Genomic DNA, 12,684 nt, shown 5'->3' with positions numbered 1-12,684 from the left:
AAATACCAGGCATACCTGCCCAGCATAAATACCCTGCATATCCACCCGGCATAACCACAGTCACAACGCAAGGATCAGCTACGCTGCCATGGCATACGCCATGACCTTCCTTTCTGCACTGCGCGCCAGCAGGCGGCGCGGTGCGCCGGCCTGCCCGGCTCTGGCGGTTAAGGATTAATCTCTATAGGGGTGCCTGGGTCTACCAGGGAAATGAACTCGTCCATCTCAGGGTTGAGCACGGCAATGCAGCCATTGGTCCAGTTGGAGCGCTGTACAGTCTCATGGAACTCACCTCCTGACGGTGGCTGGCCGTGGACCATAATCATGCCGCCTGGACGCACGCCACGGCGACGGGCACTCTCAATGTCATGAACATTAGGATAGGAGATGTGGAAAGCGCGGTAGTAATAGGAGTTTTCCTTGACGTAATCAAGGATGTAGGTGCCCTCAGGAGTGCGGCGGTCCCCCTCCTGCATCTTGTGACCCTGCGGACGATCTGAAAGAGCAATCCAGTAGCGTCTTACCACTCTGTCACCCTTGTACAGGATCATCTGGTAATGGCTCTTGTGTACCACTACCTTGTCTACCAGATTCCTGGGAGCACGGTATCCGCGTGGAAACATTGGCAGTCCGGAAATACGGCCCAGGCGGTTGTAGTCGTACTCGTAATCTTCAATGACGCTGTCAATGACAGCGCTGTTGTACAGGGTGGCCGGAAGATTGGCTGTATCAGCGCCTGTTATGGCTGTGGTATAGGAGTCGGCAAAGGCCTGGCTGCTGCAGGCAAGGACAGCAAACAGGGAACACACGACAGCGTAAAAGGACTTTTTAAGGGAAAGTAAGCTCATAACAGACGGGCTCCTGGCCGCAGGTCCTGACAGCTTGAGCGCAGGCGGACCGGCCAGATTTACAAGTAATAAAACCATTGTGGACATAGTGCACTGCCAGCCGGCGGCCACGATGCCATGCAAGGCATCGCGTCGCTGCGCGGCGGCTGCAGGCTGTGCAAGGGGCAGCGCCACACACTGCGGCTGCCCAGGCTCCATGACGCACACTATGTGCAGCACAGACACTGATGCGCAGGCGGGCGGCGCTGCCGCAGGCGCTGCAGGCGGCGCAGGCGACGCTGCCTGCTGCATCTACCGGTCCCTGTAATGCTGCACAGCAAGGACCTTTGCACAGGAAGTCTATTATATATGGGCTGTGCCCCTGATAAAAAGACGACTCCAGATTTGAGACTGGCAGGTGCATGGCCGCTTGCTGCCCGGGCCGGGCATGGCCCGGTAAACCATACCTCAGCCACCGGCTGAGGGCATGACTGGTGGTGTATTTTTGGGGGCCGGGGTTGCAGATAAGGACAGCAATATTGTGCAAAAGATTGAAAATGCAGTTTTTTCCTCTATATTATGCTTGCTTTGCCCCCAGATGCCCTGTGCCCTGTCCGGGCAATGAAAAGACAGCAACTGATGCAGGCCCCATGCTGCCGGCAGTACAGTTTTGTCATTGTTGTTGAGCCTTTTGTCAGCCAGGTATTTTTCAATGAGTACTAAAAACAAAAGCGAAATGAGCTTGGAGGGCGTAGAGCGTCTTCCTTTGCAGAACTTTGCTCAGGACGCCTATCTGAACTACTCCATGAGCGTCATCAGAGACCGTGCTCTGCCATCAGTAAGCGATGGTATGAAGCCGGTTCAGCGCCGCATCATTTACGCCATGGCCAAACTGGGCATCAACTTCAAGGCCAAGCATGTCAAGTCAGCCCGCACCGTAGGTGAGGTGCTCGGTAAGTACCACCCTCATGGCGACTCTGCCTGCTATGAGGCCATGGTGCTCATGGCCCAGCCGTTCAGCTACCGCTACCCTCTCATTGACGGTCAGGGTAACTGGGGTGACGTTGAGGATCCCAAGTCCTTTGCGGCCATGCGTTATACCGAAGCCCGTCTGTCAGCTCAGGCTGAGCTGCTGCTTGAGGATCTCAATCAGGGCTGCGTCGAGTGGATGCCAAACTTCGACGGATCAGCTGAAGAGCCAAAGGCTCTGCCTGCCCGTGTGCCTAATATTCTGCTCAATGGCACCATGGGTATTGCTGTTGGTATGGCCACTGACATCCCTCCTCACAACCTCAATGAGCTGGTAAAAGCTGCAATTTACCTGCTTGACCACCCTGAGGCCAAAGTTAAGGATCTGCTCAAGTACGTAAAGGGTCCTGACTACCCATGCGGTGCTGATATCATCACCCCTCCTGCCGAACTGCAGAAGATTTATGAAACCGGCAAGGGCACCATACGCTCACGCGCTGTTTATGAAGAGACCCGCGAGGGCATTGTGATTACCGCTCTGCCATATCAGGTAGGTGTAGGTCAGGTAGAAAAAGAAATTGCCGATCTCATGGTCAAAAAGAAGCTGCCATGGGTAGGCGATCTCATCAATGCCAGTGACCACGAGCATCCTTGCCGCCTCATCATTGTGCCGCGCTCCAACCGTGTGGATACAGAAAGCCTGATGAGCCATCTGTTTGCCACTACCGATCTTGAGTGCACCTACCGCGTCAATCTCAATATTCTGGGTCTGGACGGCCGTCCTCAGGTCAAGGATCTGGCCACAATTTTAAGTGAGTGGCTCACCTACCGTACCGAAACTGTTACCCGCCGTTTCAACCACCGTCTGAGCGCAGTCAACAAGCGCCTGCACCTGCTTGACGGTCTGATGGCCATTTTCCTCAACCTCGATGAGGTCATTGAGATCATCCGTCATGATGATGATCCCAAGGCTACTCTCATCCAGCGCTTCAAGCTCTCTGAGCAGCAGGTTGAGTACATTCTCGATACCAGACTGCGTCAGCTGGCCCGTCTTGAAGAAGAGAAGATTCGCGCCGAAATCGACAAGCTCAAGGAAGAAAAGGAAGATCTCGAAGATCACCTGGCCCATCCTGAAAAGCTGCGTTCTTTCATCAAGGGCGAGCTCACTGCTGATGCCAAAAAGTATGGTGACAAGCGCCGCTGCCAGGTAGTTGAGCGTGCCGAGGCAAAAGAAATGGATGCTGTTGCTGCTGCTCCGGCTCAGACCATGACTGTGGTTATCTCCCGCATGGGCTGGGTACGAGCAGCCCAGGGCGCCAACATCGATGCTGTTGCTCTTTCTTACAAGAGTGGTGACAGCTACCTTGCCAAGGCTGTAGGCAAGAGCAATCAGTATGCTGTCTTTATTTCCAATATGGGCCGTACCTTCTCTATCCTGATTAAGGATCTGCCATCAGCACGTGGTCAGGGTGAACCAATCTCCACCAAGGTATCGCTCCAGCCTAATGAGGTAATTACCACTGTCATTACCGGCGCCATTGAGGATCACTTCCTGATGGCCAGCGACCGTGGCTTTGGCTTTATCTGCCGTCTTGCAGATATGATTACCAGCAAGAAGGCCGGCAAGTCTCTTGTCACCCTTGATGAGGGTGCCATGCTGATGCGACCAATCAGGCTTGATGACATTGAAAATGACATCATTGCCGTAGTCAGCAAGCGTCGCCGCCTGCTCTTCTACCGCGCCTCTGAGCTGACAGTACTGCCACGTGGCAAGGGCCTCAAGCTTATCCGTATTGCTGCTGCCCACCTCAAGGATGGCAGTGACGGCGTAACTGATATCTGTGTGCTCAAGGACGGTGACGGCCTGCGCGTGAACTCAGGCAAGCGCCATATTGATCTTAAGAGCAAGATGGTAGCCGAGCGCATCTCCGTACGCGACCGCACCGGTGAAGCCCTGCCATCATCATTTACCAAGGTTGACTACATTGAGGTTATCCCGGGCGCCAATGCCCTGCTTAACACCCCGGCCGGTGCCGATGGTATCACTCCGGCTGGTCAGGAACTGCCAGGCTTTGAGCAGCCGTAAAGCACAGCTGACAACAGGCTTGCCAGGCATGCCATGATGGCCCGCCTGACCGAACGGCCGCATGCCCGGCATGCCCGGGCGGCCGCATGCCCGGGCGGCCCGCCTGACCGGCCTTTGGCAGCCCTGACCTCCGCCTGACAGGTCCGGCAACGTGCCGTAGCAGCTAAAAGGCCAGCCACATAAGGGGCTGGCCTTTTAGTTTGCAGGCAGAGGCTGCAGGCCACTGAGCGAAATAAAACTTTCTAATTCGGTCTAATTGTTCATATTGCTGCTACGATCCGCACTTATTGGGCTATTATGCTCGTTTTCCGGTTGAAGCCAGCTCCGGTGATGCCATTTGACTATGACATCCGGGCCCGACTGCAGGTTAACTCATGCGCTATTTAATCATGACAGTGCGAATCGTTATTCTCCTTGCCATGGCCTTGTTCTGGCTGGCAGCAGGCACTCTTATCTGTGTGCTGCGCCCCATGCACAGAAACAATGTCCATGCACTGACCACCATGCTGGTCTGGGCCCAGAGAGTGATAGGCGTTAAGGTCATCTGTCACTTTGAGCCCGCCCGGATAAGAGAGAACATGCCCGCTGTTATGGTAGGCCTGCATCAGGGCGACTGGGATGTTATTACCATGGCTGGTCTTCCCCAGCCGGGTATGGTGTGCGTAGGCAAGAAAAGCCTGATCTTCACCCCCATATTTGGCCTGCTCTTTGTCCTGTCAGGCAATATCCTTATCAACAGGGACAACAGAAACAGAGCTGCTGAGACCATGCTCAAGGTCGTAGAGCGCATCAAAAAACGCAGACTGTCCGTATGGATGTTCCCCGAGGGCACACGCTCAGGCTACGGCCCGGTAGGCCGCTTTAAAAGCGGCGCCCTGCACATGGCAATGCTTGCACAGGTACCGGTCATACCCTTTGTTACCTCCACCTACTCCCGCCAGATAGATCTTGGACGCCTTGATAATGGCGAGGTCCATATCAAAATGCTGTCCGTCATCGAGCCCTCTTCATTAAGCCGCCATGACATTGCCCGCACAACAGCAGAGCTGCGCGACCAGATGATTACCGCCATGCGTGAGCTTGATATGGAGGTACGCCGCCCGCCAGGCTACCGCCTGCCGGCACTGCGCTGACCATGCCAGGCCAGGCCATGCCCTTAAGCCGGGGCCAATGCCCAGGCTCTGGCCATACTACCGCCTGCCGGCACAGGAGCCGCTTTGTCCCTGCAAAGCGGCTCTTTTACTTTGCACGGGTGGGCACGCCTGTGAACTGGCAGCCGGTAAGGGCCTGCACTGCAGTCCATGAGGTGCTGATGGGCGCGGCTGTCAGAGTACTTTTTGCTTTGCAAAAGGCCGGGCAGAGAAATATAAAAATATTCCTTTGTCCAGTGCGGATAAAGGTATAATTCAGGATCAGGCTTTAATAAATCCCGGGGCTGGATAAGACCTCCCTGCATGCAGCTGCTGCAGGATGGTGCCCCAGTTGCTTACCGAAAATACCTGGCAGGTATATGCTGGTAATGCCTTAATTGAGTCGGATTTTCAGCCGTATGCATCAACAGGGCTTCGGGCTTTCAGGCACGGACGCCTGATTCCTGAAAGGATCTGTGAGCACTGCGGCATCAAAGCGGCCTGACGGCCTGCTCATGGTCAGCCGGGACTTACTGAACCGGCCCGTATCGTCTGCAGGGCGATACCACAGCAAGTCCTGAGTCTGCCCATATTCCTTCATGGCGGCGTCAGATCACTTCCACTTGTGAACAGACAAGAGTTTTCGCATGTACATGACAACCGACGAGATACGTTCCACGTTTCTCAATTACTTCAAGGATCATAATCACGAGATTGTTCGTTCCAGTTCTCTCGTTCCTTACAACGATCCTACCCTTCTGTTTACCAATGCCGGTATGAACCAGTTCAAGGATATTTACCTTGGCAAGGACAGAAGACCATACATCAACGCTACCACTGCACAGAAGTGTGTACGTGCCGGCGGCAAGCAGAATGATCTGGACAATGTAGGCTACACAGCCCGTCACCACACCTTCTTTGAGATGATGGGTAACTTCAGCTTCGGCGGCTACTTCAAGAAAGAAGCCATTACCTACGCCTGGGAGCTGTTAACCGAGGGTTACAAGTTACCAAAAGAGTCCTTAATGGTAACCGTATATGCCGAGGACGACGAAGCCTACAACATCTGGCACGACATTGTCGGTCTGCCAGCTGAGAAGATCGTACGTATCGGTGACAACAAGGGCGGCCGCTATAACTCTGACAACTTCTGGCAGATGGGCGATACCGGTCCTTGCGGCCCATGCTCCGAGGTTTTCTACGACCACGGTGAAGGCATCTGGGGCGGCCCTCCAGGCTCACCTGAGGAAGACGGTGACCGCTTCATCGAAATCTGGAACATCGTGTTCATGCAGTACAACCGTCAGGCCGACGGTACCTTTGAGCCACTGGGCAAGCCAATGATCGACAACGGTCTGGGCCTTGAGCGTATTGCTGCCGTGCTCCAGGGCGTACACTCCAATTACGACATTGACCTGTTCCGTGGCCTTATTGATTCAGCTGCCGAGATCCTTGGTGTTTCTGACAAGTCCTCCAAGTCCCTGCGCGTAATCTCCGACCACATCCGCTCCTGCTCCTTCCTGATTGCCGATGGCGTACTGCCATCCAATGAGGGCCGTGGCTATGTACTGCGCCGCATTATCCGCCGTGCCGTACGTCATGGCCGTCTGCTGGGCGCCAGGGACATATTCTTCTACAAGGTAGTAGCAAAGCTCGTAGAGCTCATGGGCAAGGCCTATCCTGAGCTGGTTGAGCAGCAGGCTCTTATCGAGCGCACCCTCAAGAAGGAAGAAGAGCAGTTCCTCAACACCCTGGACCGTGGTCTGGCACTGCTTGACTCCGAGCTGGAGAAGCTGGGCGCCGAGCGCACCATCCCAGGTGAGGTTGTCTTCAAGCTCTATGACACCTACGGCTTCCCAGCTGACCTGACCCAGGACGTAGTACGTGACCGTGGCTACATCGTGGACATGGACGGCTTTGAGACCGAGATGAACAAGCAGCGTGAGCGCGCCAAGTCTGCCTCCGCCTTCGGCATCGACTACAACAAGGAGCTCAAGCTCAACGCTGAGACCACATTCTCAGGCTATGGCCGTACCGAGGATGAGGGCAAAATCATCGCCATGTTCAAGGGCGTTGAAGAGTGCAGCGAAGTTCTCACTGACGAGCAGGCTGTTATCGTTCTGGACAACACTCCTTTCTATGCTGAAAAGGGTGGTCAGATTGGCGATACCGGCGAAATCCGCTGTGGCAACAATCTCTTTATCGTTGAGAACACAAAGTTTGTAGGCAAGGCCACCATTCACGTAGGCCGTGTTGAGCTGGGCGAGTTCAAGACCGGCGACCAGTGCCGTGCCATTGTCAACTCAAAGCGCCGCAAGGACATTGCAGCTCACCACACTGCAACCCACCTGCTGCACTCAGCTCTGCGCCAGGTACTGGGCGATCACGTCCACCAGAAGGGTTCTTCTGTTGGTCCTGACCGTCTGCGTTTTGACTACTCTCACCCACAGCCTCTTACCACTCAGGAGCGTCAGCAGGTAAGTGCTCTGGTCAACTCCTTTATCCGTAACAACAGCCCTGTTGTCACCGACATCATGAACCTCGATGAGGCCAAGCAGTCCGGTGCCATGGCTCTGTTCGATGAGAAGTATGAGGGTGAAGTACGCGTAGTTACCATGGGCTGCGACTCCAAGGAACTGTGCGGCGGTACCCATGCTGAGCGCACCGGTGATCTGGGCTACTTCATGATTGTCTCCGATGAGTCCATTGCCTCAGGCGTACGCCGTATTGAGGCTCTGACCAGTGAGGCTGCCATTGAGTACCAGCAGGCCGTTTCCCGCATCGTGTCTCAGGCATGCAATATCATGAAGACTGACAACTTCAGCTTCGTGGAGCGTGCCCGCTACATGATTGAGCACACCAGCTCCATCGAGCATGAGAACATGCTCTTAAAGGAGAAGCTCGTACACTTTGAGTGCGTAAACTTTGCCCATGAGGCCACCGAGGTCAAAGGCGTCAAGGTTGTTGCCCGCAAGGTTGACGGCTACTCCATGCGCGAACTGCGTCTTGCTGTAGACGAGCTCAAGAACACCCTCAAGACCTGTGTAGTAGTCCTGGGCTGTGTTGATGAGAAGACCGACAAGGTCAACCTCATTGCTGCCGTATCCAAGGATCTGACCTCAAAGCTCAAGGCCGGTGATCTGGTCAACGCTGTTGCCGCTCACGTAGATGGCAAGGGCGGTGGCCGTCCTGACATGGCTCAGGCCGGTGGTACCAACAAGGACGGTCTGGATGCAGCCATTGCAGCTGTAGACCCATTCTTACAGGAGCACCTGTAAATGCTCGTAATATCCCAGAAGAAAGGTGAGAAAATTCATATCGGAAGGGATATTACCATTACCGTTGTTGAGCTTAAGTCAGGCAAGGTGAGACTGGGTATTGAAGCCCCGTCAAGCTGCAGAATCATACGCGACTCACTGCTGCGCAGTGATCGCCTGAGTGCATGCTCACTTAATGCCGATACTGACAGCCAGGAAGAGGATGATGACTGCCAGAGCCAGTCAGGTGATGGTACCGCTCTGAGCGACGCTCTGAGCGATGCACAAGACGGCGATCTCCATGACGGCCGCTCCTGATGCACTGATCTCACCCTCTTCAGGAAAACCGGGCACCCCATACGGGGCTGCCCGTTTTTTTCCCCGGCAGCCAGCCACCGGCTATCCCTGCCACCCTCCATCATGCCCGCCACCACCCTCCTGTCAGCCCGCCGCCTCACCTGGCACCTCAAAGCAACCGCCTGGCTACTGATCACTGCCCATTGACGCAGCCAATGAATGCCTGCTTACCGGTGACTGCGTGTCGGGAATGCACGCCCAAAAAACAGGCACCATTCAGCAAATAACCCGGCTCTTTTTAACCAGACGAAAAAACATGAAGAAAGGCATATATATGGCCGCCATGCACGCAGCTACGCACTCCGTCGTTAAATTCATGTAAAAATATTAAGGAAATTGCTTGACATCATGTGCTAAAACCCTGATAATGCGCGCACACAGTCGCGGAGAGATGACCGAGAGGCTGAAGGTACTCCCCTGCTAAGGGAGCATACGACCAAAAAGTTGTATCGAGGGTTCGAATCCCTTTCTCTCCGCCACCGATGTGAAATAAAAGACAGCTTCATGCTGTTTTTTTATTATCTGATGTCTGTATCTATGACACCCATCTAATCCCAGTCCCTGCGGGCAACTCACAACCAGCCTGCAACAAGAATCTCCCACTCTCACTGCCCCCAAATAACCAGCTCTCCAGATTACCAGAGACAGGTCCCGGCAAACTCCAGAATCTCAGCAGCTCATCCCATACCCCGACCGCCAGATCTGCGCTCACAGCACACCCCATCACCCCGGCTGCACGCCCAGCCATAGTGCTGCGTCATACACAGCTCTGAGCAAAGCACATCATCGCATGCCCTCATGAGCAGTCTGCCTGCTAATCCGGTCTGCCTTCTCTGCCTGCTGCGTTGCCTGCGGCATGATTCATTCTGCCGTGAAGTTAAATGTTCTCCACGGTTACATTACCTTAACTTTTATAAATTATCTTTGCTGCATTACAATCATAAGGTCACGTCCTGCCGCCTGGTGGAGCGTACTGACAGCCTGTGCTGCCACTTTACCTTCAACTGCGCCAGAGGGAGCTGTAGCAGTTTATCTGCTCTTTGCTGCTGGACACAGTACTGTGAGCTGCGGGCACTCAGGGGCATTGCTCATGCTGGCTGCCCATAAAGCATCCTGCTGCAGGCCAAGGACATTGCTCATACTGACTGCCCATAAAGCATCCTGCTGCAGGCAAAAGACATTGCTCATGCTGGCTGCCCATAAAGCATCCTGCTGCAGGCCAAGGACATTGCTCATGCTGACTGCCCATAAAGCATCCTGTGCAGGCAATTGGCACTGACCGCGCAGCTCTAAGGCACAGCAGGTGCACTGGTGAGGGTGATCTGCTGGCTGCGAGAGCTGTTTTCGGGAGCATGAACCGGGTTGTTGACGACCAAAGTGCTCATGCAGCCGTCATGGAGCTGTTTTTTCTTTAGAAAAAAATCGGGTGCGTATCGCATTACGGATCAGATATACATGGCCTTTTGCAAGCATCCATATCTGCTTTTGCAAAATCGGCGTAAAATTTTTTTTAAAAATGCTTGCCACGTCAAAACTTTTTGCTATAATGGGCGCCACTTGATAAGCGGAAGCATATCAAAGTAACGATGCACCCGTAGCTCAGCTGGATAGAGTAATCGGCTACGAACCGATCGGTCAGGAGTTCGAATCTCTTCGGGTGCGCCACTAAATCGCTGCTTTATGTTTTTGTTTGTCAACACAGCGCACCCGTAGCTCAGCTGGATAGAGTAATCGGCTACGAACCGATCGGTCAGGAGTTCGAATCTCTTCGGGTGCGCCACTTCTTTTAGAGCATGTCTCTCCCTCCTTTATAAATTCTTTTATAAATCACCTCCAAACAATTGAACATCGGTTCTTGAATAAAGAAGCCGGGTTTTGTCGTTTCTGTATTCTGCACATCCCGTTCTGTTAATTGCTCCCATCCGACATCCGCATAAGCCCACAGTGGCCCACCGCCATCTGCTTCCGAGCGCCTGATGATGTGTATCCGGATGCTTCATGGCATGCAGGCAGCGTCTGCGGCAGCAGGAGCCGTCACCTCCTGGAGATGTCCGTCAGGAGGGCGGATGCCTGTGTGTGATGTAAAGTCCGCACAGATGGCCTTTCAGGCGGAGATGGCTGCTCTGACTGTACTGCGATTTGACCTGCTGTTATTGGGTCTGGCTGTATATTTTTTTGGGGCTGTGATTTGAGGCTTGCGGGCCGTTATTTCATGCGTAATTGAATTTATGGCCGGGTGGCCCTGCAGGGCCTGACTGCGGCACTGAGAAAAAAATATTATCCCGGACAGGCATTGGGTCCAAAGCTGCAATTGAGGCCAAAACATGTCCCCAACCTGGACATAACACATATCAGGATTTGTCATTTTGAGGGCGGCCGCTGGCATGAATACAGGGAAAGATACCAGGGGCGCACCGTGGGTCCATGGGCCTGGCACCGACCTGAAGTTGTGGCTATACTGTCCTGGTTTTTTCACCTGTTAATGGAGAATGGCAATGAGTGATCTCGACCTGAATCAGCCTGCTTTTAAAGATCCTCCAGTTGATCTTGATGCCGAGCGCAATCTGCTTGGCGCAATTATCCAGGAAGGAACTCTGCTTACTGCCATCTCTGATGCTATAGGAACTCTCGAGGTTGAGGAATTTGCCTCGGAGAAAAACCGTATTATCTACGCTGCCATTCTGACCCGCTCAGCAAGCTCAGATGACTTCAATCCTACTGTGCTCTCCGATCAGCTTGAAACTGATGGCACTCTGGACAAGGCAGGTGGCCGCTCCTATATAGCCAGTCTCATCATCAACAGTGGTGTACCAAGCTCAGCTGTTATCGAGTACGCCCAGATTATCCGCAACAAGGCCAAGCGCCGCGCCATGATTGAGATTAACGAGCGCATCATCGACATGTGCTACCAGCCTGAGGGCCGTACTGCACGTGAGATCTACGATGAAGCCTCGGGTCTGATTTTCAAACTGGTAGAGTCGGCCAATCAGAACGATACCGGTCCTCAGCCAGCCGTGCCTAAGGCTGTTGAGCTGCTCATGAAGATTCAGGATGAAATCAAAAATGAGCAGAAGATGTCAGGCGTACCTACAGGCTATACCGACCTTGACAATATCACTCAGGGTCTGCAGCCGGGATCCCTCAACATCATCGCGGCCCGTCCGTCAGTAGGCAAAACCTCCTTTGCCATGAATATCGTGGCTAATGTGGCCATGAACCCGAACATCACCAAACCTGCTCTGGTGTTCTCCCTTGAAATGCCTACCGAACAGATTCTGATGCGTCTGCTCTCCACCTTTGGCCGTGTCAGCATGAACAAGCTCAAGGCAGGTGAGGTATCAAGCGACCAGTGGATGGATATTGTCCGCAAGATCAAGCTGCTGACCTGCGTTACTGACAATGTAACCCGCGACAAGCTCTATATCGATGACAGCGGCGACATTACCCCTCTGGAGCTGCGCGCCCGCGCCCGCAAGCTGCACATGGAACACGGCGGCCTGTCCGTTATCATGATTGACTACGTGCAGCTGATGCGCAGCCAGACCAAGGCAGCCAACCGTACTCTGGAAATTGGTGAAATCTCCCGCTCCCTCAAGATGCTGGCCAAGGAGCTTGAGGTGCCTATCATTGCTCTGGCGCAGCTCAACCGTGAAGTTGATAACCGTAAGGACCACCGTCCATTAAACTCCGACCTGCGTGAATCCGGCTCTCTGGAGCAGGACGCTGACATGATTATGTTCCTGCACCGTGAATCTGTTTACACCAAGGGCGAGGGCGGCGAGGACAACTCCAATCAGGCCACCCTGATCATAGGAAAGAACCGTAACGGTGCTACTTCCGATATCGAGCTCTTCTTCGTAGGCGAGTACACAGCCTTCTATGACAAGGGTTATGCCGAGGCCAACTACGACTCCCTGGCTACTGGCTCAGCCCCGGGAATTGGCGCCCCTCCAGGCATAGGAGCACCTCCGGGCATTGGCGGCGCTCCAGGCGGCGCTGCCGCCAACGTTATCAACTACTGATAACCGCCCCTGCCGCCCGCCTGGGCGTGCCGTTCC

At 54.1% G+C, this 12,684-nt stretch carries 7 protein-coding genes and 3 tRNA genes; 8 read left to right on the top strand and 2 right to left on the bottom strand.

Annotated elements, in window-relative coordinates; genetic code table 11:
* Positions 1–167 precede the first annotated feature (167 nt).
* Positions 168–623: a L,D-transpeptidase family protein gene (locus MXE39_RS00990; RefSeq protein ID WP_246976314.1), complete on the bottom strand. Its 456-nt coding sequence runs from the start codon at positions 621–623 to the stop codon at positions 168–170.
* Between the two features lie 672 nt (positions 624–1,295).
* Positions 1,296–1,556, bottom strand: a complete 261-nt coding sequence (locus tag MXE39_RS00985) for a hypothetical protein (RefSeq protein WP_247073711.1) — start codon at positions 1,554–1,556, stop codon at positions 1,296–1,298.
* Here MXE39_RS00985 and parC point away from each other — a divergent pair.
* The 8 genes from parC (at position 1,540) to dnaB (ending at position 12,648) form a co-directional block, all read left to right on the top strand.
* Positions 1,540–3,882: a DNA topoisomerase IV subunit A gene (gene parC, locus MXE39_RS00980; RefSeq protein ID WP_246975948.1), complete on the top strand. Its 2,343-nt coding sequence runs from the start codon at positions 1,540–1,542 to the stop codon at positions 3,880–3,882. The genes MXE39_RS00985 and parC overlap by 17 nt on opposite strands.
* 374 nt (positions 3,883–4,256) lie before the next feature.
* Entirely contained in the window at positions 4,257–5,015 is a 759-nt protein-coding gene (locus MXE39_RS00975; RefSeq protein ID WP_246975952.1) for a 1-acylglycerol-3-phosphate O-acyltransferase, read from the top strand.
* 644 nt (positions 5,016–5,659) lie between these two features.
* Positions 5,660–8,290: an alanine--tRNA ligase gene (gene alaS / locus MXE39_RS00970; protein ID WP_246975956.1), complete on the top strand. Its 2,631-nt coding sequence runs from the start codon at positions 5,660–5,662 to the stop codon at positions 8,288–8,290.
* Entirely contained in the window at positions 8,291–8,587 is a 297-nt protein-coding gene (locus MXE39_RS00965) for a carbon storage regulator (protein WP_246975959.1), read from the top strand.
* A gap of 424 nt (positions 8,588–9,011) precedes the next feature.
* Positions 9,012–9,105 (top strand) — tRNA-Ser (locus MXE39_RS00960).
* A gap of 1,109 nt (positions 9,106–10,214) precedes the next feature.
* Positions 10,215–10,291 (top strand) — tRNA-Arg (locus MXE39_RS00955).
* A gap of 38 nt (positions 10,292–10,329) precedes the next feature.
* Positions 10,330–10,406: transfer RNA gene (locus MXE39_RS00950), tRNA-Arg, on the top strand.
* Between the two features lie 715 nt (positions 10,407–11,121).
* The gene (dnaB, locus tag MXE39_RS00945) at positions 11,122–12,648 is read left to right on the top strand and encodes a replicative DNA helicase (protein WP_246975962.1); all 1,527 of its coding nucleotides are present in this window, start codon (positions 11,122–11,124) and stop codon (positions 12,646–12,648) included.
* Positions 12,649–12,684 lie beyond the last annotated feature (36 nt).

The sequence above is a fragment of the Anaerobiospirillum sp. NML120511 genome (assembly GCF_023050955.1).
Taxonomy (GTDB): Bacteria; Pseudomonadota; Gammaproteobacteria; order Enterobacterales; family Succinivibrionaceae; genus Anaerobiospirillum.
This window is presented reverse-complemented; position numbering and strand designations above follow the sequence as displayed.